Source organism: Olivibacter sp. 47, from assembly GCF_030372825.1.
In the GTDB taxonomy this organism is placed as follows: Bacteria; Bacteroidota; Bacteroidia; order Sphingobacteriales; family Sphingobacteriaceae; genus Olivibacter; species Olivibacter oleidegradans.
In genome coordinates this window covers 828,845-855,249 of sequence record NZ_JAUCNR010000001.1, presented here as the reverse complement: position 1 = coordinate 855,249, position 26,405 = coordinate 828,845, and the positions used below count along the sequence as shown (strand labels likewise).

The window sequence follows — 26,405 nt, the reverse complement described above, 5'->3', positions numbered from 1 at the left end:
ACGAGTTCTCATATCGATTGATATGTTTGAAAAAATTCGAAACTTACTTTGGGCAAAAAATTCTTCCGACAGTCCGCTACTTTATTTCCTCCAAAGAAATTGCTGCCAGGACATGATTTATTCCCGTTTGATCCATCGTTCCTTTTTCCCGAAATCAAATTATACCAGTGGTGGTATACGATCGTTTCTGTGGAGATTTCCAGGTCAAATTTATGGCACAAAATAGCTACTGTTTTCAATATTGTGTCCTGCTGCTCTTTACGCATCGTGTCACGGTGAACGTCGAAATTTCCTATATTTTCAATTGCAACGGCGCCCGAATTCGCACCGTATATCCCTGCAGGGTCTCTGTCGAAATCTCTTCCAGTAAGTATAATTCCATCAGGGAATATTGTTAAATGTTGACCTATGTCTTCCCATCCATTTTGTTGTTTATGAAAATCTCTCATTGAGGATTGTAACTGGAAATGGTTATCACCATTAAAACTGGAATAATCAGGGATGTAAGTGTGATGTAACTGAATTTTGGAGACAGCTCTCGTAACTTTACGTGGCTTTATCCACTGAGAGAATTCTTCTATAGTTAACTTAATAAAAGCCTCTTGTTGAATCATAATAAATTTGATGATTATCGTGGTAATATCCGAATTATTTTTATACAATGCAGTTCTGTCGTCTCTTTCAGCTGATAAATACGGTCCCGATCTCCAATCATTGGATGAAGTTGACACGTCATCGCCTAGACACTAACGCACCAACTGACTCTAGATTTCCATCATCGAAAACCCCTTAAGCGTAAATTTCCTGCGGCAGCTCGCCTCGTCAGGAAATTCCTTTATAAATTCCAATACGTCCGTCTTCAGTTTCTTTGTCCCCAATTTACAAATTTTAGGTGATTTAACCGATATTCACTATTTTATTTTTTGCCTTCTAGGATCGATTACAGGTGTATTTTTACTTTCTTTTCAAATTGATATTGATAACATAACTCTCTTTCCAGTTCCCAGGAATGTCCAGTCCATCCTTCCCAAGTGAAGCCAACAATCGATATCGGATAAAGTAAATTGGGATATGCTTGAAGTACCCATTCTAAAATTATGAAACCACTTGAACCGTTATTACCTCTTAACTTCTCTTTCAACGGTAAATCATCGGAATAAATAGTTGAATATAGCTTTTCTTCCCAATTGTTTACTTGAAGAATCTCCTGGGTATAATCTTTATATTTATTTTCTGATATTATTAAGAGCCGTTCCCATTCACCAAATAAAGTTTTCCTTCTCCTTAAGGTTTCATCCATATTTTGAATTGCCCAAATATCAGTTTTCCTTCCTAAAAAACCTGTCCATAAAAAATTTAATCGGTTAAAGCGTATTACAATGTCATGTCCGTTTACCAATTCTGAATAGTCCTTCAGAGGGAGGGCATTTCCCACAAGGATTATTTTTTTTCCAAATCGATAGGTGGAATTTTCATATCAATATTAATATTTGATATTATTTCTTTACTAATATAAGAAATAATAGTAATTGCCTTATAAATTTATGTTTATTTTCTTGTTAGCAATGTATTTATATCCTTAGCCATATCAAAAAGAAATTTATTGATTTTGATCATCAAGTGCACGCATTTCAAATTGGGGTCAAGTCTCTTATTTCGTCTAATTTCTCTACAATGGTCCTAATATTGCCCGCTAAGGAGTTCCTAGCGGGGAGTCCTCTACTAATATAGGTTTACAGTTTGGTATAAAATTATTTCAAAGATGAATGAACATTCTAAATTTACTAATACAGGCTATATACTAAAAATCTGTGCTTAGACACAGAATTGAGTTATACACTTCTTTTAATGAATCGATAGTTATATTTCAGAATATCGGTTTAAAAGCGCTTTCATGGTATAATGATGCTGTAGCCATATTTGTGCAACCTGATCAATTGTTTCATCTGACTCATGGCTCACCCTAAACGGATCAACTTGCTCCGGAATGATGGTCCCGAAAAGTCCAGGGGTAACATGGTCCGGAATGGGACACTCCTTCGAATCCAGAGGGGTCAGTATGTGCCAAATTGGCGTGCGCTCAGTTCATTTAAACGAACTTCAGCTCTTGATTTACTAACGGATTATGGGGGTCAATTTCTTCCGGAATACTTAACTTCTTCCATAGGAATTTTATTAAGTAATGAACTGATTTCAAAGACATAAGGAAGACCAACTCTATATATTTTCTTTAACTCTCTCTAGTCGGGTATTTGAAGTCCGTGTCTTTAATTGTGTAGCGTTCTTTTTCCATGTTTACTTTTGTTTAGATACTTCTTATTAATATTTAACAAGAAAATCTATTTTACTTCTTTCTATTCGCACGTTGCTTTGCCCACTCTTGTTCTAAAAATCTATGTTCTTCTAACATACGTTCATTAGCACCCAAGTTTATGTAAGCGTTCGGGTCATTATGGATTTCTTCAATTTTAAATCCAATAGGGGCGAAAGTGAATAGTTCGTACTGGCGGTCAATCAATTGTCTATGAAAGAAAATTATTGAACCAATGAAAATTTCTCTAGCCGTCTCAAATTCTTCTTCTTTGAGTTCTTTGAACTCATTTTTAAGAGACTTGCATAACGCCGTTATCTTGGCATCGCTGAAAGAAAACTGAAAATCGAAATTATGTGCAAATTGGTTCCGAATTTTTTTAAGGTGATTTAATGCGTTGTATTCATTACGTGTAATATAGCCTAGACTAAGACATATGTTAATTTTTGCACTGAAAGTATTTAATCCGCCGTTGGCATCTTCCAATAAGTTTTTAGTCGAGGGAGCATCGTTCAGTAATTCGCGGAGAATTTCTTTTAATTTATATTCAAAAAAAGTTGCTGCGAAAATAGCTGCTCCACGATCCGACTCTTGTTTTAACTCATTAATAAATTTATCGAATCGTGTTTCTGCTTTCTTTAGAAAACCCTTTTGTATGTCTGAGTTTGATATATTGTTAGTCACGTTAACCGATTTATCTTGCAATGACAAGGTTAGCACAAAATAGCATCAATATTATGTGCTTTGGATACTTCTTGTAAATATATATTGTTTACTTTATTTAAAATTTAACGTCGTCTTCGTCAGTTCTTTGGTTTTTATCCGGATCCGCCTCTAACGTCTTTTTCGAATGATTCTCTTCTACAGTGTCTTGTTGACCATGTCCTTGCCAGTCATTTGCAATTTTTACCCAATCAATTTCTCTTTTCTCTTCGCCTATCCACACATCCCAAAAATTGGGATCGTTTGATTGTGGCCTATGTTTCTCGTCTAAAAATCTCATTTCAACTAACACTGGAATAGAGAAAGCCCAACCGACCAATATTGCTTTTCTTGAAGGTAGAATCGGTAATTCTTTCAGCAAACCACTTAGGCTGTCAGGTACTAATTTTTTGACTAACTCTTGATCTCTATCATTAACTATTCGGTGTAATAAAAATGTATTGCATTGCGATAAAACTGTTTGAGATAGTTCCGAAGGCCTTTGTGAAGATAGAACCATACTTAGCCCGAATTTCCTGCCTTCTCTGGCGATTCGTTCAAACGTCTCTAAACAGATATTATTGGAGTTGTTATTGAACTCACGCAAAAAGGTATGGGCTTCTTCTAATACAATTGTCGTTGGTAGTTCTTTTTTATAAATCTTTCGGTATCGTTGAATCGCTTCAAATGTCAGCCGTGAAAGAACGGCGACAACTACGTGAATAATGTCAGAAGGGATTAAGGATAAGTCAATTAAAGTAATTTGGCCATTTTCAGCAGTATTTGAGCCAATATACAAATTTAACCAATCTACAAGGGTTATATCTTCCTTGGGTTGAACTACTCCATTCAGTCTTTCATCAGAAAATAAAAACCGCATTCTTAATGAAAGCATTTGAACAAATTGCAAAATATTTCCTCCTTGATTTTCTGCAAGCTGCTCTAAATATGGAATCAAGTCATTTAATTCAAATTTGATTGGTGTATCAGGGTTGATTTGACTTGTTTCATTCTCGGTTAATTGTATATGAGAGAGGACGGCATCAATTCCTGTAATGACTGAGCTGATGTCCTGATGTGAGAATGAATTAAATCTACCGGGTTGCCATTCTCTGTTTGCCAACGTTTGCTTGAAATCTGTATTTAACAGATTGTAAGAATCAGATAATGGTTGATTGTCTGTTGGTATTAATGGTAAATGGAAATCTAAATCGGTAGAAATATTTTGAAGGACGCCAACCATGGCAATAAACTGAGGAAAAGTTGCTGTAGTAGGAAGATTTCCTAAGAACGTAAGTAATGAGTTCCTGCTAGTATTCAGGAAACTATGAACTCTAATGGTATTAGAGTTACCTAACTGTTTGCCTCTCTTTAAATCTAAAAGAGATTGAAGCAATAAAGGTCTTTGAGCACCTGGAGCGGCCTGGGAAAAACTAATCCACTCTTGAGAGTTCCACATCCAGGCAGGAATCTTTAATTGTTCGAAATTTGAATCCGATTCGTCCAGCTTTACTGTAAACTTCCGTACCTTTTTTGAGCCTAAATCGTTGAATGCATTAAAATATTCTCCGTTTGGATCCAGTATAATAAATCTTGAGTTGAGTTGAGCATTAGTCTTAACTTTTTCGGCTTCGGTTAATGACCATCTTATAAGTCCTGCCACCGAACAAGATTTTCCACTTCCTGTATTTCCGAGAATGGCTAAATGTCTTCCAAACAATTTGTCAGGGTTCACTTTGATTGAGGCGTTGCTTGCTATTGGCGCCCTACCTATTTCAAATTTTCCGTCAGGATTTTCTACAATTGCAGAGAGCTGTTTATCCGTTGGGAGAATAACATTATCACCAACAGACGGGTAATTATATACTCCTCTTTCAATTTCATAGGTGCTATCTTTTTTCTTTTTTAGAACACCAAGAGGTGTAATATTCATTTTCCGTAGCGGAAAAGGCAAATCAATTAAGTCAAAATCTTTGAACCCTTTTCTTATTGGATAATTTGAATGTTGGACTCCGATCCAGTTAACAACTCCAACAATAGCACCTGTTTCATTTGGAATCAAAACATAACCATTGATTTTCGGGAAGTGAGTTGGAACACCAGTGTTAATGGCAACATTTTGAGGAGCATCAACCTCCAATAGCACCTTAATTTCAATTGGAGATACTGATTCGATGGTCCCTATTGTAAGGTTACGAATTTCGTCAAAGTCGTAAAAATTATGCATTGCCATTTGGTTTAGAAGTGGTTAAAGGCGTTGTATCAACACCTGTTGAGCCTACATTATCTTCATTTGCGCCTTTAAAATGCTCCGTCTTTCCTCTTTTTTCTAATGTTTTTACCAGTCTTTCTTGAATTCTGTCAATAGCGGCTTTTGGCAAATAATTTTCAACCAAGTTTTTTAAGTCTCCGATATGATTTCCCATAATTAACGTAATCTGCGCCGAATTCATTTTTTCATAGAAGCTCTGAACGCGACCGGACGCAGTGTCAAAGGATATAATTACTAAATGGGTTGAGGGTAGCGTCAACATATCTTCAATTACACGATTGATATGGGTGTCCCCAAAACCATACCCATAAGTTACCACAACGGAGTTTGGTCTGCATACAGCAGTTGAAAAATCGCGGAATAATTCAGAATAGGGGAAGTACGCTGTATCAATTCCTTTTGACGAGTTTGGGTATATAACGGAAAAGTCTTTTGGTGAAGCGGGTAATTGGTTGGTTGATTCATCAACACCAAATTCAAGCGGCAATTTACTTATAGAATTTACACCAAATTTCCAGTCAACTGATCCATGTAATTTTGTGTATTTAACTACGCCCTCAACATATCTTGGTTCTCCCCGAATCCCAGGAGGATTATAATGGTAATCCAGCTCCAATTTCGTTGTCCTGAATATTGACTTTACTTTACCTACAAACCTGTCTATGGTTAAAATCCCTGCGCTGTCCAAAGCCAGTTCAATAAATCGATCATAATTTGTTGTGAAAATATTTGTTCTCTCTCTTGTCGCAGTTCTACTTGAGAAACTTATCAAAAAAGATTTGAGAATGTTTAAAGCTTCTTGATATCTTTCACTTTTATTAAATTCCTTTTCAGTCTTAATTATGTTCCGTATAAATTTATCCAACTGAAGGTTTATTTCTTTTTCAAGAGTATCGGCATCTCGGTTGCCTTGAATTTTTAACCCTTGTAATAACTCAATTGCACTTCTGAAATCGTCTTCAATATTTGCATTGCCTCTTCCAAGTTCTTTTGCACTATTATCAGCCCAGTCCTTAATCTCCTTCTTATAAATGTTGAATTCAATTCGGTCCATACCCTGTGCTTTTACACCGGCAAGATAGGTTAGGCCAATTGAAAGCCCAGCCCCTGAAAGAAGAGAAAAATGTTCACTTTGAAATATTGCTGTTAGCCAGGGTTCAATTCTTTTTCTAAGGTCGTCTATTTTATGTTCATCAATACTGTCTGCGTTGAAACAGTCAATGTCATTGTTGATTTTTAATATATTGTCACTATTCCAATCTATCATATTATTGTTTTGTTATAACTAGAAGATGATTTATTCGCCATTTTGTATGTCGACTTGTTCTAATTCCTTACTTTTTTAGATTTAAACGCTTCAACTGTGCTGCTGCTCCAATCGCTGGGATAGAAAAGCTCTCTTATGTCAACACGCAAATACTCCGCAATTTGAGCAAAGGTTGTTAACGACGGTTGTTGATGATTATTAACCCATCTAGATACCGTCTCTTTCTTAACTTTTAAAAATTTTACTATATCATTGTTCTCTACCCCGAGTTCTTCAAAAACCTCTGCTAAACGGTTCAATTTCATTTCTATAAATAAATTTTCATTTTTAGTTGACTTTTAAAAGTCAACTTTGTATATTTGCATTAGTAAAACGCGACAGTAAAGAGTAGAAGATTCTACTTTAACGATGTCTCTCTCGTTTGAGAAAACCGCCAAATTGCCTACGAGAAGACCGTGAGTTCGCCAGATTCTATTGGATATGTTATCTTTGATGATATATTACCGATAGAGGCGGACTTCATGTTAGTCTTTTTTGAAGGCAAAGCGTAAATCTCGAGTAGATTTGTGCAAGGGTTAGCTTGGCGGTTATCCCTCAATCAAAAAAGCATTGGAGCCGCCCTATTGGTTTCTATAGGTAAAAAGGTCCAAAGTTTTTTGACATCGTTTCCATAAAATCAGGAATTATGAAAACGAAAAAAACCAAACCGACTAGTTACTTAAATCACAAATTACTTGTGTGGTCCGTCATCCAGAATGGCACCTTGCGGGTACATCCCAAATCCCTTCAATCACCCTTAAAGAACATAATTGCATCGCCTGAATAAGCGTGCCAAAAGATAAACAGGCTGTGGATAGCATAGGGGAGAAGCAAAGAAGCTCAACCCGAAGCAGGCTATAAAAAGCCATATCCCAGTCTGTCACCGATCCTATTCCAATAAGAAAACGATTGTTCGCTTAGGCTTGGAGTAGGTCAGATCTTTTGGTTATTGCAATTACCTCTAAAGATAGTGGCTTTCTTTCAAACCAGCAAATAATTTGTGCCTTGTTAGTGGCATGGGGTCGGTTTTTCTAAAATTTTTCAAACCTAAATCGAGTTAAATCGACCGAAATGAAAGCATTTTTACGCTTAATGGGAGGGGTGTGTGCTGTTGGGAAGTTATTAGTTCAAGCCATCTCTCGAAAGAATAAAATATTAAATACAGCGCGCAAGAGTTCACTAACGATGAATGATGAGCGATTAGTGATGAGTGCGCTCAGGTCAAGCGCTCGAGGATCCTTCATCCCGTTCTGCAACGGGATCAGGATAGTACACGGGGTAAAACCAGGCTGCAAAACTAGTCGCATACAAAAAAATACTGAAAAAGCCACCTGTAACTCGCGAGTTACAGGAAAACAGGGTTTAAGAAGTGTTCAAAGCGCTTTTGGTACTTTTTTATCGCTAAAATTTGCATAAAAAAGTGCTGGAAATTTAGGTGCAGATACCTTTTTTCGTCGCAAAATGGGGCTGACGAGAATATGATTGAGGCTATGAGGCGGAGGAGACTGCCACGTCGTAAACTCCTCGCAATAACATGTACCTTTTTTCCGCAAAAAGGTACCCAAAAACTCCTGGCTGCAAAATTTCTATGTAAGTTACATCGATTACTTAGCCTATGCTATCCGAAATTTTGGAGGCCAGTTTTTCCAGTATGAGCGGTTTCCTGCTACGACCATTGCGTATACAAAAAATACTGAAAAAACTACCTGTAACTCGCGAGTTACAGGAAAATGCCGTTTAAGAAGTGTTCAACGTACTTTTTGGTGGTTTTTTACTGCTAAAATTTGCATAAAAAAGTGCTGGAAATCCGCATATAGATTTATTCGTTGCAGTAGAAATACCGACGCTCGGAGATTTCTCCGCAAGGTCGAAATGACGGCACTTCGCAACGTCGGGATGGCAGGAGGTAGTGTCCTCTGCGTCCTTAAACCTTACACCGTATACCTTATAACCCTAAAGATCTTGTTCTGTGTTTGTTTGGCACACGCCCGGCAGTCCTCCTCCCCGGAGGCTGCCCATGGCGTGGCTTTATCCACGGATTCTATTAGGCCGCTACAAATAGGAGACACCATTCCGGAAGCCTTATGGCACATGCCTCTGCAAATGGTAAAAGCAGGGCAGGAAGGAAGTACTACGGTAACGCTCAATGATTACAGGGGTAAGCTTATTATTCTGGATTTTTGGTCAACCTGGTGCAGCGCTTGTATTGCGGCGATGCCCAAATTGCTTCATCTGCAACAGACTTTTCATCAGTCGATACAGGTGCTGCCAGTATCCTTTCAAGCCACTCAAAAGGTCCGCGAGGGTTATGATCATAACAAGATATTAAAGTCGATCCCGATGTTCTCCATCGTGGAGGATCAATTCTTGCAGCAAGCGTTTCCGCACCAGATTCTACCGCATGTGGTATGGATTACACCGGATGGTAAATTCGGTGCGGCAACGTCTTCCAATTTATTGACATCCACCTACGTTCAGGAGGCATTGGATGGTAAACTTTACCGATGGCCGGTTAAAGAGGAGCTGAAGCAATTATATGACTTACCGCTGCTGGTACCAAACGAAAACCTTTCTACATCGAAGGCGAATTGTTATTATTCCGTGCTAACGCCATACCAAAAGGGAATCAATAACTATCATGTCAAACAACTCGCGGATACGGTTTCCGGTACTGTTCGATGGCAATTTATCAATCATTCAATACGCAGTCTTTACCTCAAGGCATTGGGTAGGTTTAATGATTTTCCGAGGAACCGCATTATCTGTGAAGGAATTTCACCTGATACAGTTTTATTCGATGCGCATCAGGCAGGGCTTAATCGCGATGCATGGTATCAAAAACATGCGGTATCCTACGAAACGCAGCTGCCATTGCAGACTTCTTTTAGCGCGGTAAAAGCGAAACTACTGAGCGATCTGAATAGCTACCTCGCTCTTAATGTACGTTTGGAGCAACGGGTAATGCCTTGTTTTCGCTTGGTTTTAACGGATGCTAAGCGGCTTCGTGAAGCTGCTGAAGATGCGGAGTATAGCAATACCCTGTTGGATAAGGCTGCGCCCATAAAGAAGCTTATTGCGGCACCACCGTCGCGATTGGTAGCGAGCTTAAACCAAATGGCAAACATGCCCCCCGTATTGGATGGAACGGATTTCAAAGGGAAACTGGATTTAACCTTGCACTTGGATGATGTCTCCGATATAAACAAATTGAATGAACAGTTAATGCGCTACGGCTTGCTTTTGCAAGCATGCGAAGAACGTATTGAAGTACTGGTGATTAGCAAAAATTAATTACAACCAACCTATACCAAACACATGAAGCTTTATTTTTTTACGTATGTATGCGTGGCCCTACCGTTGATGGGTTGGGCCCAACAAAAAAGAACAATAGAAGGTACGGTGCTTGGCAGAAATGGGGCTAAGCCGATAGAACATGTAACCTTGCAGGCACTGCCGAGTAAAATACGGGTGGAAACCAACGAGCAGGGGAGGTTTCGCATGGACGTTTCTGCCAGCGATACGGCACTGCACGTAAAGCATATGGGTTACGCACCTAAACAAATGGCTTTGTCGGCCTCTAGTGTGCTGCACATATTGCTTGATAGAGACGTTAACGAATTGCAGGAAGTGACGGTAAGTACCGGTTACGAAAGAATCCCTTTAGAACGGGCAACAGGCTCTTTTCAGCAAGTAGATAGCACTCTGTTTAATAGGGCTGTAGGTACGGATATCATCAGTCGTTTGAAAGACGTTACAGCGGGTACTTATTTCGCTGATCGATTCTCAAACTTATCAATGAATGAGGGTGGAAGGCCCTCGTCCGATTTAACCATTCGTGGAATCAGTACTTTGCAGGCCGGCGTGAGAGGGCCACTTATTGTGCTGGACGATTTTCCTTACGAAGGTGATATCAGCAACATCAACCCAAATGATATCGAAAGCATCACGCTTTTGCGGGATGCGGCGGCTTCTTCTATTTGGGGAGCACGGGCCGGGAATGGGGTTATTGTGATTACTACAAAAAGAGGACGCGATAACAAACCGATTCAGTTTACTTTCAACAGCAATGTCAATATTACGGAGAAGCCCAATTTGATGGCCGACCATGTGATTTCTTCCGCTGATTTTATTGAACTAGAGCGCTATCTTTTTGATCGGGGCTTTTACAATAGCCAAGAGCGAAGTGCGTCTAAACCTTCTTTATCGCCGGTAGTGGAATTGCTCATCAAGCATCGGGACGGTTTTTTGGAAACCGATGCGCTACAAGCTGAATTGGATGCACTGCGCGGAAAAGATGTACGACGCGATTTTATGGATTATATGTACAGGAAGGCAATTAATCAACAACATGCCTTCAGTGCGACAGGGGGTGGCCGTAACTATAATTTCAACTTCTCGCTTGGTTACGATAAAAACCTGCAATCGATGATCAGCAATCAGTATGATCGGTTAACGCTTAGGGCCAATCAGCAGTTTAGGTTTTCCAAAAAGCTGGAACTGGCTACGAGTATTTTATATACACTCTCCAATGCTTATGCGCCGGGTAGCACAGGAGCCTTCACTTACGGATCTGCCCGTTTGGGGAGTAGGGACCTTCCGCCTTACACCTCCTTGGCCGATGAACAGGGTAATCCCTTATACTTTGCACGGGATGTTCGGCAAAGCTATATTGATACAGCCGGTAATGGGAAGCTGTTGGACTGGAATTTTAGTCCGCTGGCGGAGGCAAGAATGGATGGACGTAAGAGTACCGATAACGATCTGTTGGCCAATTTTACGCTCCGCTATCAGTTGATTACGCCACTCTCGCTCGAGTTGAAATACCAATATCAGCGTAATATGGGCAGTCGGGAGGAACTTGCCGATCTGGATCGTTACTTTACGCGCGACCTGATTAACCGCTATACGCAGATCAATGGTAATCAGGTGCTTTATCCGGTACCGATGGGTGCGATTCTGAATAAGGAGGATATGCTAGTGAACGCGCATCAGGCGCGGGCGCAGGCAAACTTCAACCATAGCTGGCAGGATGCACATCAGCTGGTGGCATCGGCCGGTGCCGAAATCAGGCAAACGGCAAGCGCATCGCACAGTCATCGTACCTACGGGTTCGACGATAATTTGCTTACCTATACATCGAATATGGATTTCGTTAGTCGCTTTCCGATTTATGGTAACCTGAGTGGACCTACTACAATTCCCAACCCTTTATCGTTTAGTGAAACTATGAATCGCTTCGTATCTGTTTATGCAAACGCTTCGTATACTTACCGTGGTAGATATACCTTATCCGGAAGTGCCAGACGGGATGCTTCCAATCTTTTTGGTGTGGCTACTAACCAAAAGTGGACGCCATTATGGTCGCTGGGCATGGCATGGAACGTGATGGAAGAGGCCTTTATGCGGGTGGACTGGCTGGATAAGCTAAAGTTGCGGGCGACGTACGGTTACAGCGGAAATATTGGTTCGGGCGTTTCAGCTTATACAACGCTTAGCTACCTGCCCAATAGTAGCTCCTTCAATCTTAATTTGTTGAATGCTTATATTTCCAGTCCGCCAAATCCGATCCTCCGTTGGGAAAAAGTGTCCACCTTAAATCTCGGACTGGACTTCGCCGTGCTGAATAACCGTTTGAACGGTTCCATTGATTATTATCGCAAAAGTACTTCGGATCTGTTCGGGCCTTTTACCTTAGAACCGACCACGGGTGTGGCCACGCTAACCATGAATGTAGCTTCGACTACTACGAAGGGTATTGATCTGCAATTGAACAGTACAAATACAAAAGGATTGATCGGCTGGACGAGCAACTTGCTTTTTAGCCACAACCAAAACCGGGTGGACGAATATTTCATGAGGCGCTCAAGCAGTAATTCGTATATCAGCACGGGGTTGATAGCCGTACCGGGATACGATGCGTTCCCCGTGTTCAGTTACCGCTGGGGTGGCTTGGACGGCGAAACGGGTGACCCCCTGGGCTATTGGAACGGTGAGTTGAGTAAAGATTATGCCAATATCGTGCGGAATACACCACTCGAAGAGATGGAGTATCACGGCTCTTCGCGCCCGCGTTATTTTGGTTCTATCCGCAATAATTTTCAATATAAGCAATGGGGGTTATCGTTCAATATCGCGTACTTTTTTGATTACTTTTTCCGTCGTACCGGTCTGAACTACAATTCACTGCTTAACACCGGAAGTGGGCACGGTGATTATGCTGCCCGTTGGCAACAGCCGGGAGATGAAAATAGGACGAACGTACCTTCTTTTCAATATCCCAATAATACCAATCGCAACAGTTTTTACCTGGGTTCGGCAACATTGATTGAAAAAGGTGATCATGTTCGTTTGCAGGATATCCGTTTGGATTATACCGTCCAACCGCGGTTCCTCCAAGGTACCGTTAAACAACTAAAGGCCTTTGTGTATGCAAGTAATTTGGGCGTATTGTGGCGCGCAAATAAACGTGGGCTCGATCCACAAGTTAACGGATTTATCCCACAACCGAAAAGCCTTGCTTTTGGATTAAACCTGTCTTTGTAAATAACTGATTAACACGAAAAGAAATGAAAAGAACGATATTAAATTTACTCATGGGTTTCCTTGTATTAACAGGCTGCCAAAAATACCTGGATGTAAAGCCTGATAAAAGCATGGCGGTTCCAAGTACCTTGCAGGATGTGCAGGCTATTTTGGATAGGCCGGAAGATATGAATAGCGGTTATCCCGGCTTGGGCGAAATCGCGGGCGACAATTATTTCCTTCCGCTTGCTGTTTATGAGTCATTCTCCGTACCTGAATACCGCGATAATTACATTTGGAAAAGAACACCCGTTTACCGTTTGCAGTGGACATCGGCCTACCGTGCCGTTTTCTGCGCAAATACGGCCTTGTTCCACCTGAACGATATCAAAGCTGGTACAGTACAGGATGAACTATTGAAAACTGAGTTAAGAGGGCGTGCACTTTTTTTTCGGGCCTATGCCTTTTTGCAATTGGTACAAATATTTGCGAAAGCCTATGACCCCGGCACAGCCGCGAGCGACTTGGGTATTGTATTACGTTTAAACCCAGATATAACTACTCGATCGCGCCGATCAACGGTACAGGAAAGTTATGAGCGCATTATTGCTGATTTGCGGGAAGCAGCACAGCTTCTTGCACCCGAACGGCCTATGTATGCCACGCGACCAAGCAGGGCAGCTGCTTATGCCGTGCTATCAAGAACTTTCTTAAGCATGCGTGATTACGAACGTGCCGGTCTGTATGCGGATTCGGCTTTACAGTTACACGGAGAAATACTGGACTATAAAGGTATCCCAACGGGCAGGCCTTACCCTTTTGAACCGTACAATGAAGAAGTATTGTTTTTTTCTCAATTGAATGGGCAAACCAATTTACAACCAAACAACGCCAGGGTAGATACAAACTTGTATGCTGCTTACGCTGAAAGTGATACCCGCCGCCAGTTGTTTTTTACCGTGAATGGAGATGGAACAATGTCTTTTACCGGAAACTATGCTGCAACTACCTCTAATGCGCAGTTTAATGGAATGACGACGGCCGAATTGTTACTTATCAGATCGGAATGCCATATCAGAGCTGAAAGATTTGCCGAGGCGAAGGCCGATATAGCGTTGCTACTAAAGCATCGATATATGGGGGATGTGCAGGCGATGTTGCTGGATAAGAACGGGGACGAATTGCTGACCTTCTTGCTGGATGAGCGGCGGAAGGAATTGCTGTTCAGGGGGCTTCGCTGGACGGACCTCAGGCGTTTGAGCAAGGAGGATCAATTTAAGAAAGATTTGAAGAGGCAACTGGGAACCGAAACTTTTACCTTACCTGCGGCCGATCTGGATGCTTACACCTTCCTCATTCCGGTGGAAGCCTTGGAGAATAGCGATATTGTACAAAACTAAAAAGAAGCCGGTTAGCAAAGGATGCTACCGGCTTCATTACAGAACACAGACAAGATCTTGTTTAGTTTTTGAAGGTCACTTGTGAAGTTCTTTCGCCTGCTTGTATCTGACTTTCGATTGCCTCCAAATCCGCCTGACTTGGATGGGTGCCGCTATCAGGTAGATTAACAGAGCACAGTTCGCTGCCCTCGTCGCACCCGGTTGGATCGGTAGCTCCACGGTTGGTGTAGTTATTCGGATTCATGGGATCGTCATCTACATCTTGCGTGAACTCATACCAAACATTAGCGCGCTTTGGCTGCTTGGGTTCATTTTCGGCGGCGCTGACACTGGTCATAATCGCCGCAGCTAAGATGAATACTGAAAAGATTTTTTTCATCGGAGGAACTTTTTTCTAACCATTCGAAAAAAGGGTACCAAAACTGTTTAGTGAAACATTTAGATTTATTGCATGTTCGCTTTGGTTGCACCATCGCGTTCACAAATCAAATTTAGTAGGAACGCTATGTGTGTGATGTTCTCCGCGGAACAGTTGCCTGTTGTGCAGGGAACACTATCCGGATGCCGTTTGAATTTGTTTGAGCAGACTGCTAAAGGTGCTGCGGTCCATTGCAAGATAGTCTGCTAGGTAAGCTTGACTTACTCGCCGATGCATAGCCGGATTGTTTTTTAGGAATAAGCGAATACGCTCTATGGCTGGATAGCGTAACGACAATGCATAACGCATGAGGCTATTGCGACGATAAGCCGCCAGGCGATTTATCAAGCCATAAAGTATGGGCCATTCTCCCAGAAGCTGCTGCACTTGGTTGTTGGGGATTTGCAACAAAATAGACTCATCTAATAACTGAATACTTTCGTCTCGGTCAGCATTGCCAAGTAAGCTTTCCGTATGCAGTATTACATCTCCCTTTTTCCACAAATGGATGGTGCAAAATTCGCCTCTTTCCTTATTGGCTACGACACTTCTTGCCACACCTCTCAGCAGATACCATAAGCTGCCGTCACCTACCTCGCCCGGATATTCAATATACATCAGTCGCTGTTGATGTACTAAACGACTAACCTGGATAAGCTTCTCTTCAAATCCCTGTGGAATATCAATGAGCGTACTTAAATCCTTTAAAATTGTTCCAATGTGTCTAATTTTTTGTTCATACATGTTCAGGTTTGTTTAATTAGAAACCGACAAAGAAAAGCCTTTATCGCCTTTCGTCAAGTGACGCGGGTGACATTGGAATATACCGATATTTTCGAAGCTGCGCCAAGGGCTTATTTGACGATGAAATAGGGTGACTTTGGGTGTACTTGAAATATTTCGCCCCCTGAAAATTATATTTCGGTCATTATAAAACGCATTATGGCACTTTAATTTATTTTTTTAAATTAAAAGTTTGATGTTTGGGTCGTGATCATAAAATCTCATAGCTATTGAGTGGGTTAATTGTCGGTGCCTAATAGTAAAAACCGACTCTTAAAAAACAACATTAACTATGTCATTCAATGTAAACCTTATCCAGGAAAATCCAATTGAGTTCAAAGACCTGTGCTTTCGTTATGGCTTCGGTGTGCTAATTACCGAATGTGAATTCTGGGATATCTAAACTAAAAACAGGAAGCTGTCCGCAAAACTCGGCGGGTGGCTTCCATTTTATGAACCAAAACTTATTGAAGATGCCAAACAATTACAGAATCAAGCTGGCCGAGCTAAAAGCTCGGTTAGGTAATGGCGCTGGTATACGATCGAAACAGCAACTCAATGCCTTTGCATTTTTCAGTGCCAATCTCACTAATTTTATGCCTGCTATACCGTATGCGGAGCACGACAAACTCTTTCGCCAAGCAACATTGAACCGCCAATGGAATGCGCTGGATCAGCAATTCTTTAAGCGCGAACACCCTTTTCAGCTCAATGGTTGGGATGAAGACTTACCCGTTCGCTTAAAGGAAAAACCCGGTATTATTTGCACGTTCCATACGGGCTCTTATCGGCTCATCAACTACCTCTTACACCGCGCGGCAGTCCCTTTAGCGGTTTTGATAGGCGAACAGGCACAACGCGAACAGGGTGCATTTATTCGGCAATTGGTTACTGATTTTAGGCGGGTTGCCGGCCGACGCCTTTAGATATATTGAGTGCCAATGATCCGAAAATCCTGTTCAATATCAAAACACAATTGCAAATGGGTAAGAGTGTAGTAACGTACATGGACGGCTATCAAGGTGCACAGGCGCTCAACCGCGAAAATACGGTCCGTTTGGATTTTTTAGCACAGCATCAGCTGGTACGCAAAGGCATTCCGTATATGGCTTATCGTTTTAATGTGCCCATTTATCCGGTGATGTGCTTTCGCGATTCGGACGAGCAACTTCGTTTCATTTGCTTGGATGCGATCGAACGTCAAGAGATGCCACTACACCTTTTTATTGAATTTGCCATTATGAAGATTTATGGTGCTTTTGCTGCTTATTTGCAGCATTACCCGGCACAATGGCAAAACTGGTCGACACTGCACCTCTATGCGCAGCATAGCGATTTCCACTTTCCTAAATCGAATCATCCTGTACGTACATTCGCACAGCCACGGCCTGAAAGCCATGCCTTGCTTGCCCTGGGTGATGAGTTTTTCCTGCTGGATAAAACTTCTTACCGGGCTTTTGAGCTGAAAGAGAAGACCTATCGCGAACTTTATGGGGAGTGGTACGCATGAAACAGCTCAGCAAATTATGGTTGCGGTTTCTCTTCCAAATGGGGGAGAGGCCGCTCTTGAAGTGGCATTTGCTTTTTTGGTTTATCTATTTCGCGGTACTATGGATCGGAAATGCCATCAAGTTTCCTCACCACAACGTAGTTTACGTGCTGGCTGCCTTTGTCCTCAAGGTTCCGATCTTTTACGGGATTTTCTATTTTCTGCCGCTTTTGCTCAATCGGAACAATTGGTACCGGGGACTGGTCTTTTTAGTGGCGTTTTTCTTCTTATCAGTTCCTTTTAGTTACCTGTACTTATACGAGTGCCTTTATCCTTTGGGAATCCGTTATTCAGCCGCAAAAGCTTCCTTTGATTGGGATTTCGTAGGCCGTATGGTAAATAGGTTTTTGCTTTTATGGCTGCTTGCTTTGGGTTTGTATTTTGCGATTAAGAAAGCTTTTTCTAAAGTAAATAAAGAGAATCCGATGCTTGGGAAGCCAATCAAAGTTGCACTAGATTTAGGTGGCAATATTTTTGTAAAATACGGTAAGTTGCAACACCTAAAGGTCCGTTTAAAAGATATCTTACATATCGGTACCGACCTAAAGCGTACGAAAATTTTTACGGCTGAGCGCGAAATCTTTGTAGACGATACGCTATCGGAATTGGAGGAACGACTGCCGTCGGATCATTTTGTGCGCATCGCAAAATCCAATATTGTTAATGTTGCACATATCAACGTAATCAAAGCGAATGAGGTGATCCTCTCAGACGGGGCCGTTATTAAGATCGGTGCCAAGTATAAAGAGAATATAGAAGCTATTATAAATAAGTAATTGCATGAAGCAGCACGCAAGTCAAGATTGGGCGTCCGTATTGGAACGCCTCGGAATTTTTTTAGCTAATTTTAAGGAAGAAAAACTGGAAGATCAATGGCGTAAAGACGATCTGTTAGAGCTGCAAAAGCAATTTTCCGATCTGTTGAATAAGTTGCAGAAAACCTTCGAAGGGATGCAGGATCGCCTGGCCGCCAGAGCGCAATTAATTGAGTTGTGGGATGATGATCGGGAATATGTGCCGCTAACGCGTGCCATGTTCGGCATGGAACAATACCAGTTTTATCTGCACATATGGGAAGAGCTGAATGTGCTGGTGAGAAAGGAATCACCGAAGGACGATCTTTATTTCAGGGTGTCGATAACGGCCATGCAGCTACTTTTCTTGTTGCATATTATGCACGAAGCTAAGATTATTGAAACACCAAAAAAGGGAACTTTTTCCTCTTTATTAGTAAGCATATTGGTACAGCACAGCAGGATAAACTGTCTTTCGAAAGCTTGCGGAAAAAGTACCACACCATTGATCGTAAAACCGTTATGAAAGTGAGAAGATTGCTGATGGATCTTGTAAACCTAATCAACACGAAACATCTATGAGCTAAAGCTCCTTAGCATAGACCAATAAACCCTAAATCAAATCATCATGAACGCAAGACCTAAAGGGCCTGCGCCATGCCCGCAGTGTGCTTATCTCCTTCGCTTATTATATCGCGAAGTGAGAGGCCTTAAAGAATATACACTCGAAATTCAACGCTTCATCCTTCAAAAGGAAAAGGAAGAAACCGTTTACCGTGATGCGGCTTATACGATGGATCGGGTGGGGATTAGTGACAGTACTTTACTTCGCTGTCAGCATAAGGGCCTGATCAAAGTGGCTAAAGTGGAAAGGGGTAAGAAGTATTTTCGCGATGTGGACGTGGAACGCTTGAGAACGATATATTGGGGTTTTTAGTTGTGTGTTGCGGGTCAATTACCTGCCAAATTCTGATCAAATGCTGCCGCTTACTTGCTTTTTACTTAATCCTGATCGGCTTTTTATCGGCAATTTCTCGATCACGCCCCGATACCACCTCGATAAAATCCCGATAATGTTTAGAAAAAAGAGGAGAGTTGGTTGCCGGTTGTGGAGATATTACCTAGGGAAATAGTTAAGTAGTTGACCGGTGGGCACAGCACCTCTGCGAAGACAAAAGACCTAAAGACACGCTTTATCCCTCCCTTCACGATCCCTTCAGTTTTTCGATATATCCCCTTCATCCTCCCTTCAATGCACTTCGGTGCCTATGAAAGCCCTTTTTTACGCTTTATGTTTGCCTCATGACGCATGAGATACCGGTATAAATGATTGCGGAATGTATGGTTAAACTTTAAAAGAGAAAAAAATGGGAACTATCAGAAATGGAGCAAATGGTGGCTTCAAAGGTAAAGCGGGAAGTGTGATCGGCAGCAGCTGGAAGAGCATAGACTACATCAAGGGCCTTTACAAAAAACGCACGAAACCTGCAACGGAAGAACAACTGATGCAACAGGCTAAATTCCGTACAGTGATGCGCTTCCTGCTCCCCATCACGGCGTTCATTCGTATCGGTTTCGGCCAGAAGCGAGTGGACAGCATGACCCCCATGAATACGGCTTTCAGGGAGAACCTGGTGCTGGCGCTTATGGGTGACTATCCCGATTATTCGCTGGATTATAGTAAAATCCGTATCAGCGACGGCTTCTTTGCGGGTGGTGGCTCTGAAAGTGTCACTGTGGACGCCGGTGTTATGACGGTGAGCTGGGATACTACGCAGAATGCGTTATACGATACCCACAATGACGATCGGGTATACATTCTGTTATATCAACCGGAGATCGATCAGTTTTTATCGGCACCGACACCTCCTTTACGAGGCGATGGAAGTGTGGATATCACGCTGCCCAATCACTTCCTGGGAGGTGAGGGGCATGTGTGGACTTTCTTTGCCGATAGGCAGGGCAGGAAAGTGTCGAGAAGCACGTATCTCGGAACGGTGAACCTTGCTTAGTATGTGACAGAGGGTACGGGTAACCGTGCCCTCCGCTTAACGCAGAAAGAATGGAATGGATATCAAAAATTGAATTACCGAAAGTTAAAAAAGAACCAAATGGACGATTAGCCGTACAGCAACGTTTTAAGATCGCAATGGAATTTCTGGCGCCCTTGGGAAAACTCCTGCAAAGTACCTATAGTACCAGGAAGCGTGGAAAATCGGCCATGGGAAGAGCAATGTCAAAGGTGCTTAGCGGAGCGATTGAAGGGGTATATCCCAATCAATACGTGAATCCGGCTAAGGTGCTGCTGAGTGAGGGAACCTTAATGTCCGCTCGCGAAATAGCGCTGAAGAGAGATGGAAACACCCTGACAGCAACATTTAACGCAAGATGGATTACATTTTTGGTAACCCGGACGATGGCGTGCTCTTATGTGCCTATAGTCCTTCTTTGCGTATTGCGGGAATCAATGAAGAACCAGCCATTCGGGCGGATGGAAAGGTCAGTATTACACTGCCTCCGCAACTGAAAGATCAGGAGGTACTTGTGTATATCCTCTTTCGTACGCGCGATTGGAAACATTTTTCACGAAGCGTTTATCTGGGGGAATGGTGAAGTGGTTGAGTAGATTTATTAGTGTTGAGTTATGAGTGATGAACGATGCCTGCCTGCCGGTAGGCAGGAATTTTGAGTGAGTGCCTACCGCTTATAGCCTACAGCATAAAGCTGATAGCTGACATCCGAAAGCTGACCGCTGATGGCTGAGAGCTAACGCCTAATTCCTAACAGCTAAAAACTAAATAACATGATTAAACTAATAAGAATCGCCGAAGGCGTTAATACGACCCTCGGCCAGTTATACATTAATGATCTCTTCCAGTGCTATATCTTGGAAGATAAAATACGGGATGAAAAAATCCCGGGAGAAACGGCCATTCCGGCCGGAACCTATCAATTGGGTTTGAATAAGCTGGCGGGTATGAATGCTAAATATCAGAGCCGATATAGCTCCATGCATAAAGGAATGGTGGAAATCAGGGGTATTCCCAATTTCAGTTTAGTGTTCTTCCATATCGGGAATTACCATACGGATACCCGTGGTTGCCCCTTAACCGGAAGCTATTATCAGCTGATTGACGGAGACTATCGGGTACTGCATTCGGCGGATGCGTATAAGAGGGTGTATCCTTTATTAGCTGAATGTGCTGCCGCGGGGAGTAGTTTGATCATTAGCCAATGTGATCATTAGCCAATATGATAATGTTTTGGCTACATAAAGCTAATCGCTTACGGCCTTATAAGTAGCTATGGCAACAGTGCGAGCTTATACCTTAAAGCTTACAACTTATTGATCGCTGATAGCTGACATCCGAAAGCCGATAGCTTATACCTAATTTCTAACCCCTAAAAGCTAAATAACAATGAAATCAATAGAATTAATAACCTTATTAGGAACCCTTATCTCCATATTACTATCAATCATCGCTTATTTTTTAAAACAGTTACATGGTAACTTCCGGAAAATGGAGCAGGATGTGTCCATCATGAAAGCGAGTATACAATTGCTGAAAGCAGATTTAAAAGCGAATTATAATTTACTGCGACAGCGGATGGAGTTTTTGGAAAATGGCCATAAGCCGTAAACTAATAAGCAACAACTAATAACTAATAACCAATAACCAATAACCAATAACCAATAACCAATAACAAATAACGAACAACAAATAACGAAAATGAACGAAATAACAGATAGAATCAAATCCCCCACACCGAAGTTCTTTAAAAGAATAAGAACCATCGGTTTAACCTTGGGTGCGGTAGGCGGGGCGTTGCTAACAGCTCCTATTACTTTACCGGCAACGGTAGTTACCATCGCCGGCTACCTCGCAACGGCTGGTATTGTAGCATCAGCCATCTCAACAGTGGCAAAAGATGATACGCGCGTTGAAAAATAACGGAAAGTCCCCTTGTATAGAATTATATGAGGGGACTTTCTTTATGAATTAACAGGTGCAAAAGTCGTTGAGTTTTAATTAGCCAATGAGCCGATGTGATGGTTAGCCAATGTGATGATGAGCCAATGTGATGATGAGCCAATTTGATGATGGCTGGTGCTGCCTAAAGCCTAGAGCTTATAGCATAAACCTTATTAGCAGTAACACCAAGTAAAGCCGAAAGCTGACTGGCATCCGACAGCCGAAATCCGATAGCTAAAGACTATAGTTTACTGTCTGCTAAGTTTGCCGAGCAGTGCGCCCGGCAAAGATTCTGTGAGAAAACCGGGGGTTATCAATTCTTGAAAGTGGTGATGGCTTCCTTGATGCCATTACCTGCTGTTTCAAAAAACGAGGGCCCGGCAAGAAGGTATACTTTTTTCAGCGGTTTAAATTGAGCGAGTTTTTGCATTTTTAAACCATTTTGTGTGCGGTATTCGTTGATGATGCCTTTTACCACATTTCCGGATACCACGGCTGTTTTACTGTCAATACCCGCATCCTTCAAATCACTGGCAAATGCTATGTTAGTAACACCTAGTTTCAAGGCTTCACGAGCGGCAATTGCTCCCACGGAAATCATAATGTCTTCGTTAAAATTATTTCGGTTACCAAGCCCTATCAGCAATAGTTTTTTTGCGCCTAGCACTTTTTCGTCTGGGGTAATAAGAAAAGTTTCCAGAAAGTGCCCATAAAATTTACCTGTTTTACGAATTTCGGTGAGCTGACCTTTCAGTGCTTCGTCAAGGTGAACCAACCCGTTAAGAGCAGCAGGTAAGGCAGGTGGAGAATTAAATATATCTCCTTCTGTATATTCAAACACACAGGCTATCTGTAAATCGGCCACGGCAGCGGAAGGCCCTTGTACCAAACCGATTAATGAAATCCCATCAACACTGCCCCACTCTTTTGAGGTCCCTACGGGGCTTGCTTGTGTGGTTTTTGTGGAAACGGTTTGCGCAAAGGTAGCCATGCTCTCTGCAGCGAAAAATACCATCCATAGGGTTTGTAAAGTCACTGCTTTAATAAAGCTGAGTTGTTGATTTTTCATTTTTATACGATTTAATATTATTGTTAATAACAGTAATACAGGCATGTTAACTCTGTGTATTAGAACGGCGGAGATAGGGGCGGTTTATCTTTCATTTTGGTTAAAATTTAAATCCGACGACGGAACTTGCAAAGAAGCCGTCTTTATACTGCGGTATTACGTCCTTTATGTAATCTCCCGTTTTAAAGTATTGTACGCCGATGTTGAAATTTAAAAAACGATTTATATCCCAGGATACACTTGTGAGGTATGCCGTTCCGATGTATCTTTTTGCGGAGTTTGAAGACGACATGTTGAACGATCCATCGGGACGGTAAACGCCGTCTTGCAAAGAATAGCGCCAGTTGAACACAACATCCAACGTGAGTGCTACGTTTTTAGCGGCATTCCATGCAAGGTAAGGATGAAGGTCTATTAAATTTACGGGGCCCACTTGGGGGTTGAATCCAAAATACCCCCCTTTTGGGTATAAGGGATTAAATGTTCCCAATGTACCATCGCCCTTGGTTTTGTCGCCTGAAATGTAATCGTGGCGAAGGTTTATGGTAGGAGCCCCCGGTATGTATTCAAACATATAGCCCACCTCCGCTGATGCTGTCCACGCTTTTATATTGCCGATACCGAATTTTCCGAACTGATAGGCTCCTTCAAAATTATATATAAAACCACCGCCTCTTCTCCAAAACCGGGCACCGAGTGTATGCCGGGATTCTTTGGCTACACCTTCATCAAACGTGGCATCGGCACGGTTGATGCCGAGGTAATAAAAATCAAGATTGCCACTTTGCTGAATAATATAAGTACCGTACATACCCCAAAGGTTGGCTTCACGTGTGGAGCTATTGTCAAAAAAGCCAGTGTTTATTTTGGCCTCCGCCATAACAAAAGCGTCAACATTTAAGCTTGGTGATGCATAAGCAAGTTTAGCTCCATCAAAATAAAGACGAAGATTAGGACCATCTCGTACGTCAATCAAACGACCGCTGCCATATTGGATTTCTTGCCGGCCTACGCGAAGTGTAAGCACTTTATCCAATTTGCGATAGGCCAGAAAATCAACAAAGAGATTTTCGACATTTAGTTTATCCTCGTCAATACGGCGCGGACCGTTCTTGCGTCCATTTTCTAAACCGCTCCGCAATTGCCCGAAAAAACGAATGCGATTTCCCACATGCAAATCAGCGTGGACTTGATAACGCTGAAGCAAAAAAACATCTCGACCAACGCGCATTTCTCCCCAGTCTTCATTGGCGGAGTAATCCAATTCTTCGCGTACTTCGCCCCCAAGTGAAAGGTAAATAGCACCGGTTTGGGAAAGAGGGATGTATTTTATCTTGTTGTAAAAAGTTCTTGTACTGTCTTTCAGTGCTGAATAATCTTCATCATACCGCATCAGCTGAAAACGCTGCGCCAGCATATGCATCGGTACAGACAATAAGAACAAGTATAATAAAATAGACCTCATACGTTGACTTTCAGAATACCTAACTTCGGATGGTGCTAAAACCTTAATTTTTCTGGTATCCGCCAAAATACTTCACGGGCGACCAGGCGGGGATAACCGGAAGTGTAGCGGGTGCTACGGTTTTGTATTCTTCGTTTCCGTATACTATCTTTCCGTCTACAATGGTGAGCTTAGCAGTGATGTTTTTGATTTCTTCTTCGTTTACCGTGAAATAGTCTTTATCGAGGATCGCCAGGTCGGCGAAATATCCTTTTTCAATCTTTCCTTTTAACGTGTCTTTAATCAACTTGTACCCTCCGTACGTTAAAAGACCCAATGCGGTTTTTCGGTCCAGTGTATTATCCTTTGCCATTACCTGTGTGCCGCCAATGGTTTTACCTGAAGTAATCCAATACAAGGCCACCCACGGATTGTAGCTTGCTACGCGGGTTCCATCTGTGCCTAAACCTACGGGTAGCCCAAGTGCTAACATACGTTTCACGGGCGGAGCTGCCAATGCACCTTTTTTGCCATAACGGTGGATGAAGCTTTCGCCCTGATAGGCCATTCGATGTTGCACGGCTATACCACCGCCCAGCGCTTTTATACGTTTGAGGTTTTCATCTGTTACAGTTTCTGCGTGATCAATAAACCAAACCAGCCCATTGAGTGGTGTCTCCCTGTCAATATCTTCAATCACGTTCAGGAAGCGGGTGATGCTTTCATTATAGGTGGCGTGAATACGAAATGGCCACCGTTTTTTTACTAATAATGAGAGTACTTCCTTCATGTTTTTTTCCATGGTAGGTGGTAGTTCGGGGCGGGGGAAAAGAAAATTCTCGAAATCGGCCCCATCCATTACCAAATTCTCACCGCCGCCTTCTACATAATAATCTACATCGTTAAAACCGTTGTGCCCGTGATCGTCTATTTCTACCATTCCTGTCCATTTGCTATAATCGGCAAGCTCTGTACCTTTTTTCTGGGCAAAGAGGTAATAAGGCAAACGTACCGTTATTTTTCCTTCTTTATTCAGCTCGTCGGTAATGCCGTAATCATCCGGAAAATTTTGGAAACCGCCACCGGCATCCATTACGCCGGTTACTCCCAAGCGGTTGAGTTCCGTCATATATTGCAGCGTTGAGTTTACCTTTTCATCGTGCGAAAGCTCGGGCAGTTTTGCCAAGGTAGAATATAAGATCGATGCGTTCGGCTCTGCTACTAGGAGCCCAGTGGGGTTACCTTCGGTGTCTTTTTCAATCAAACCCTGGAAGGGATTAGGGGTGTCGCCGTTGATGGCTAATTTTTTCAATCCTGCCTTGTTGAGCCAGGCCTTGCCATACAGGTAAAGAATGAAGGTAGGTGCATCGCCAGTAGCTTCATTGATTTCTGCCAAAGTGGGTAATCGTTTTTCTTCAAACTGGTATTCGTTCCAACCACCTACTACGCGAACCCATTGCCCTTCGGGTGTGCGGGCCGACTGCTCTTTGAGCATTTGCAGGGCTTTTTTTAGCGAAGTAACACCATCCCAGCGTAGTTCGGTATTATAGAAACGGCCGCCACGGATAACGTGCAAGTGACTGTCAAATAAACCGGGGATAATACGGCTTCCACGGGCGTCTATTACCTTTGTTTTGCTTGTTTTCAGTTTGAGTATTTGAGCGTTGGTTCCGGTTTGTAGAATTTTGTTGCCGGCGACGGCCACTGCCTGTACTTCCGCGTTTTCATCGCTGAGCGTCGTGATTTTTCCGTTAATGATAACGATGTCCGCTTCTTGGGCGTGTACCGCAATAGAGCTGAAAAGTAGAAATAAGAGAGGTAGCGTTTTAACTATATTCATGTTGTGAACTGTTATTTAATG

General features: G+C 42.2%; 25 protein-coding genes. 14 read left to right on the top strand and 11 right to left on the bottom strand.

Features of this window, described 5'->3' with window-relative positions; translation table 11 throughout:
- Nucleotides 1-8: 8 nt before the first annotated feature.
- The 6 genes from QT327_RS03695 to QT327_RS03670 all read right to left on the bottom strand — a co-directional run bounded on the left by QT327_RS03695 (nucleotide 9) and on the right by QT327_RS03670 (nucleotide 6,857).
- A complete protein-coding gene (locus QT327_RS03695; protein ID WP_289552060.1) occupies nucleotides 9-614 on the bottom strand; it encodes a peptidoglycan recognition protein family protein in 606 nt (201 codons plus the stop codon).
- Nucleotides 615-940: 326 nt separating this feature from the next.
- Nucleotides 941-1,435 carry a glycosyltransferase family 29 protein gene (locus QT327_RS03690; protein ID WP_289552059.1) on the bottom strand — a complete coding sequence of 165 codons (495 nt, stop codon included), beginning with the start codon at nucleotides 1,433-1,435 and terminating at the stop codon, nucleotides 941-943.
- Between the two features lie 909 nt (nucleotides 1,436-2,344).
- On the bottom strand, nucleotides 2,345-2,995 hold the full coding sequence (locus QT327_RS03685) for a hypothetical protein (RefSeq protein ID WP_289552058.1): 651 nt from the start codon (nucleotides 2,993-2,995) through the stop codon (nucleotides 2,345-2,347).
- A gap of 97 nt (nucleotides 2,996-3,092) precedes the next feature.
- The gene (locus QT327_RS03680) at nucleotides 3,093-5,240 is read right to left on the bottom strand and encodes an ATP-binding protein (protein ID WP_289552056.1); all 2,148 of its coding nucleotides are present in this window, start codon (nucleotides 5,238-5,240) and stop codon (nucleotides 3,093-3,095) included.
- Complete coding sequence (locus QT327_RS03675; protein ID WP_289552055.1) at nucleotides 5,233-6,552, bottom strand: SIR2 family protein; 1,320 nt, start codon at nucleotides 6,550-6,552, stop codon at nucleotides 5,233-5,235. Before QT327_RS03675 ends, QT327_RS03680 begins: the two co-directional genes overlap by 8 nt.
- Nucleotides 6,553-6,611: 59 nt before the next feature.
- Complete coding sequence (locus QT327_RS03670) at nucleotides 6,612-6,857, bottom strand: helix-turn-helix transcriptional regulator (protein ID WP_289552053.1); 246 nt, start codon at nucleotides 6,855-6,857, stop codon at nucleotides 6,612-6,614.
- 380 nt (nucleotides 6,858-7,237) lie between these two features.
- On the opposite strand from QT327_RS03670, the gene QT327_RS03665 reads away from it, so the two are divergent.
- The 4 genes from QT327_RS03665 (at nucleotide 7,238) to QT327_RS03650 (ending at nucleotide 14,513) form a co-directional block, all read left to right on the top strand.
- Entirely contained in the window at nucleotides 7,238-7,378 is a 141-nt protein-coding gene (locus QT327_RS03665; protein WP_289552052.1) for a hypothetical protein, read from the top strand.
- 1,085 nt (nucleotides 7,379-8,463) lie between these two features.
- Nucleotides 8,464-9,882, top strand: a complete 1,419-nt coding sequence (locus QT327_RS03660; protein WP_289552051.1) for a redoxin domain-containing protein — start codon at nucleotides 8,464-8,466, stop codon at nucleotides 9,880-9,882.
- 24 nt (nucleotides 9,883-9,906) lie between these two features.
- On the top strand, nucleotides 9,907-13,134 hold the full coding sequence (locus tag QT327_RS03655) for a SusC/RagA family TonB-linked outer membrane protein (protein ID WP_289552050.1): 3,228 nt from the start codon (nucleotides 9,907-9,909) through the stop codon (nucleotides 13,132-13,134).
- 23 nt (nucleotides 13,135-13,157) lie between these two features.
- Nucleotides 13,158-14,513 carry a RagB/SusD family nutrient uptake outer membrane protein gene (locus QT327_RS03650; RefSeq protein ID WP_289552049.1) on the top strand — a complete coding sequence of 452 codons (1,356 nt, stop codon included), beginning with the start codon at nucleotides 13,158-13,160 and terminating at the stop codon, nucleotides 14,511-14,513.
- A 61-nt stretch (nucleotides 14,514-14,574) separates the two neighbouring features.
- Here QT327_RS03650 and QT327_RS03645 read toward each other — a convergent pair whose 3' ends face one another.
- The gene (locus QT327_RS03645) at nucleotides 14,575-14,850 is read right to left on the bottom strand and encodes a hypothetical protein (protein ID WP_289552048.1); all 276 of its coding nucleotides are present in this window, start codon (nucleotides 14,848-14,850) and stop codon (nucleotides 14,575-14,577) included.
- 216 nt (nucleotides 14,851-15,066) lie between these two features.
- The gene (locus QT327_RS03640; protein WP_289552046.1) at nucleotides 15,067-15,675 is read right to left on the bottom strand and encodes a Crp/Fnr family transcriptional regulator; all 609 of its coding nucleotides are present in this window, start codon (nucleotides 15,673-15,675) and stop codon (nucleotides 15,067-15,069) included.
- A 512-nt stretch (nucleotides 15,676-16,187) separates the two neighbouring features.
- On the opposite strand from QT327_RS03640, the gene QT327_RS03635 reads away from it, so the two are divergent.
- The 10 genes from QT327_RS03635 (at nucleotide 16,188) to QT327_RS03590 (ending at nucleotide 22,010) form a co-directional block, all read left to right on the top strand.
- A complete protein-coding gene (locus tag QT327_RS03635; RefSeq protein ID WP_289552045.1) occupies nucleotides 16,188-16,640 on the top strand; it encodes a hypothetical protein in 453 nt (150 codons plus the stop codon).
- Between the two features lie 56 nt (nucleotides 16,641-16,696).
- Nucleotides 16,697-17,224, top strand: a complete 528-nt coding sequence (locus QT327_RS03630; RefSeq protein ID WP_289552044.1) for a hypothetical protein — start codon at nucleotides 16,697-16,699, stop codon at nucleotides 17,222-17,224.
- Nucleotides 17,221-18,039 carry a LytR/AlgR family response regulator transcription factor gene (locus QT327_RS03625; protein ID WP_289552043.1) on the top strand — a complete coding sequence of 273 codons (819 nt, stop codon included), beginning with the start codon at nucleotides 17,221-17,223 and terminating at the stop codon, nucleotides 18,037-18,039. The genes QT327_RS03630 and QT327_RS03625 overlap by 4 nt, the downstream gene beginning before the upstream one ends.
- A 4-nt stretch (nucleotides 18,040-18,043) precedes the next feature.
- A complete protein-coding gene (locus QT327_RS03620; RefSeq protein ID WP_289552042.1) occupies nucleotides 18,044-18,583 on the top strand; it encodes a hypothetical protein in 540 nt (179 codons plus the stop codon).
- Nucleotides 18,584-18,685: 102 nt separating this feature from the next.
- A complete protein-coding gene (locus QT327_RS03615; protein ID WP_289552040.1) occupies nucleotides 18,686-18,994 on the top strand; it encodes a MerR family transcriptional regulator in 309 nt (102 codons plus the stop codon).
- Nucleotides 18,995-19,424: 430 nt separating this feature from the next.
- On the top strand, nucleotides 19,425-20,069 hold the full coding sequence (locus QT327_RS03610) for a DUF6266 family protein (protein WP_289552039.1): 645 nt from the start codon (nucleotides 19,425-19,427) through the stop codon (nucleotides 20,067-20,069).
- Between the two features lie 50 nt (nucleotides 20,070-20,119).
- Complete coding sequence (locus tag QT327_RS03605) at nucleotides 20,120-20,584, top strand: DUF6266 family protein (protein ID WP_289552038.1); 465 nt, start codon at nucleotides 20,120-20,122, stop codon at nucleotides 20,582-20,584.
- Nucleotides 20,585-20,860: 276 nt separating this feature from the next.
- Nucleotides 20,861-21,304: a DUF5675 family protein gene (locus QT327_RS03600; protein ID WP_289552037.1), complete on the top strand. Its 444-nt coding sequence runs from the start codon at nucleotides 20,861-20,863 to the stop codon at nucleotides 21,302-21,304.
- A 172-nt stretch (nucleotides 21,305-21,476) separates the two neighbouring features.
- Nucleotides 21,477-21,698: a hypothetical protein gene (locus QT327_RS03595; protein ID WP_289552036.1), complete on the top strand. Its 222-nt coding sequence runs from the start codon at nucleotides 21,477-21,479 to the stop codon at nucleotides 21,696-21,698.
- Between the two features lie 90 nt (nucleotides 21,699-21,788).
- Nucleotides 21,789-22,010 carry a hypothetical protein gene (locus tag QT327_RS03590; protein ID WP_289552035.1) on the top strand — a complete coding sequence of 74 codons (222 nt, stop codon included), beginning with the start codon at nucleotides 21,789-21,791 and terminating at the stop codon, nucleotides 22,008-22,010.
- Nucleotides 22,011-22,344: 334 nt separating this feature from the next.
- On the opposite strand, the gene QT327_RS03585 is transcribed toward QT327_RS03590, so the two are convergent.
- The 3 genes from QT327_RS03585 to QT327_RS03575 form a co-directional block, all read right to left on the bottom strand.
- Nucleotides 22,345-23,100 (bottom strand): M17 family peptidase N-terminal domain-containing protein, encoded by a 756-nt coding sequence (locus tag QT327_RS03585; protein ID WP_289552034.1) that lies wholly within the window; start codon nucleotides 23,098-23,100, stop codon nucleotides 22,345-22,347.
- A 100-nt stretch (nucleotides 23,101-23,200) separates the two neighbouring features.
- On the bottom strand, nucleotides 23,201-24,565 hold the full coding sequence (locus QT327_RS03580; protein ID WP_289552033.1) for an alginate export family protein: 1,365 nt from the start codon (nucleotides 24,563-24,565) through the stop codon (nucleotides 23,201-23,203).
- A gap of 43 nt (nucleotides 24,566-24,608) precedes the next feature.
- On the bottom strand, nucleotides 24,609-26,384 hold the full coding sequence (locus QT327_RS03575) for an amidohydrolase (protein ID WP_289552032.1): 1,776 nt from the start codon (nucleotides 26,382-26,384) through the stop codon (nucleotides 24,609-24,611).
- Between the last annotated feature and the right edge of the window lie 21 nt (nucleotides 26,385-26,405).

Excerpts from the sequence above, each read along its gene's own strand:
- QT327_RS03695 (WP_289552060.1), bottom strand. The coding sequence starts at position 614 with ATGATTCAACAAGAGGCTTTTATTAAGTTAACTATAGAAGAATTCTCT.
- QT327_RS03680 (WP_289552056.1), bottom strand. The coding sequence starts at position 5,240 with ATGCATAATTTTTACGACTTTGACGAAATTCGTAACCTTACAATAGGG.
- QT327_RS03675 (WP_289552055.1), bottom strand. The coding sequence starts at position 6,552 with ATGATAGATTGGAATAGTGACAATATATTAAAAATCAACAATGACATT.
- QT327_RS03670 (WP_289552053.1), bottom strand. The coding sequence starts at position 6,857 with ATGAAATTGAACCGTTTAGCAGAGGTTTTTGAAGAACTCGGGGTAGAG.
- QT327_RS03665 (WP_289552052.1), top strand. The coding sequence starts at position 7,238 with ATGAAAACGAAAAAAACCAAACCGACTAGTTACTTAAATCACAAATTA.
- QT327_RS03660 (WP_289552051.1), top strand. The coding sequence starts at position 8,464 with ATGACGGCACTTCGCAACGTCGGGATGGCAGGAGGTAGTGTCCTCTGC.
- QT327_RS03655 (WP_289552050.1), top strand. The coding sequence starts at position 9,907 with ATGAAGCTTTATTTTTTTACGTATGTATGCGTGGCCCTACCGTTGATG.
- QT327_RS03650 (WP_289552049.1), top strand. The coding sequence starts at position 13,158 with ATGAAAAGAACGATATTAAATTTACTCATGGGTTTCCTTGTATTAACA.
- QT327_RS03645 (WP_289552048.1), bottom strand. The coding sequence starts at position 14,850 with ATGACCAGTGTCAGCGCCGCCGAAAATGAACCCAAGCAGCCAAAGCGC.
- QT327_RS03640 (WP_289552046.1), bottom strand. The coding sequence starts at position 15,675 with ATGTATGAACAAAAAATTAGACACATTGGAACAATTTTAAAGGATTTA.
- QT327_RS03635 (WP_289552045.1), top strand. The coding sequence starts at position 16,188 with ATGCCAAACAATTACAGAATCAAGCTGGCCGAGCTAAAAGCTCGGTTA.
- QT327_RS03630 (WP_289552044.1), top strand. The coding sequence starts at position 16,697 with ATGGGTAAGAGTGTAGTAACGTACATGGACGGCTATCAAGGTGCACAG.
- QT327_RS03625 (WP_289552043.1), top strand. The coding sequence starts at position 17,221 with ATGAAACAGCTCAGCAAATTATGGTTGCGGTTTCTCTTCCAAATGGGG.
- QT327_RS03620 (WP_289552042.1), top strand. The coding sequence starts at position 18,044 with ATGAAGCAGCACGCAAGTCAAGATTGGGCGTCCGTATTGGAACGCCTC.
- QT327_RS03615 (WP_289552040.1), top strand. The coding sequence starts at position 18,686 with ATGAACGCAAGACCTAAAGGGCCTGCGCCATGCCCGCAGTGTGCTTAT.
- QT327_RS03610 (WP_289552039.1), top strand. The coding sequence starts at position 19,425 with ATGGGAACTATCAGAAATGGAGCAAATGGTGGCTTCAAAGGTAAAGCG.
- QT327_RS03605 (WP_289552038.1), top strand. The coding sequence starts at position 20,120 with ATGGAATGGATATCAAAAATTGAATTACCGAAAGTTAAAAAAGAACCA.
- QT327_RS03600 (WP_289552037.1), top strand. The coding sequence starts at position 20,861 with ATGATTAAACTAATAAGAATCGCCGAAGGCGTTAATACGACCCTCGGC.
- QT327_RS03595 (WP_289552036.1), top strand. The coding sequence starts at position 21,477 with ATGAAATCAATAGAATTAATAACCTTATTAGGAACCCTTATCTCCATA.
- QT327_RS03590 (WP_289552035.1), top strand. The coding sequence starts at position 21,789 with ATGAACGAAATAACAGATAGAATCAAATCCCCCACACCGAAGTTCTTT.
- QT327_RS03585 (WP_289552034.1), bottom strand. The coding sequence starts at position 23,100 with ATGAAAAATCAACAACTCAGCTTTATTAAAGCAGTGACTTTACAAACC.
- QT327_RS03580 (WP_289552033.1), bottom strand. The coding sequence starts at position 24,565 with ATGAGGTCTATTTTATTATACTTGTTCTTATTGTCTGTACCGATGCAT.
- QT327_RS03575 (WP_289552032.1), bottom strand. The coding sequence starts at position 26,384 with ATGAATATAGTTAAAACGCTACCTCTCTTATTTCTACTTTTCAGCTCT.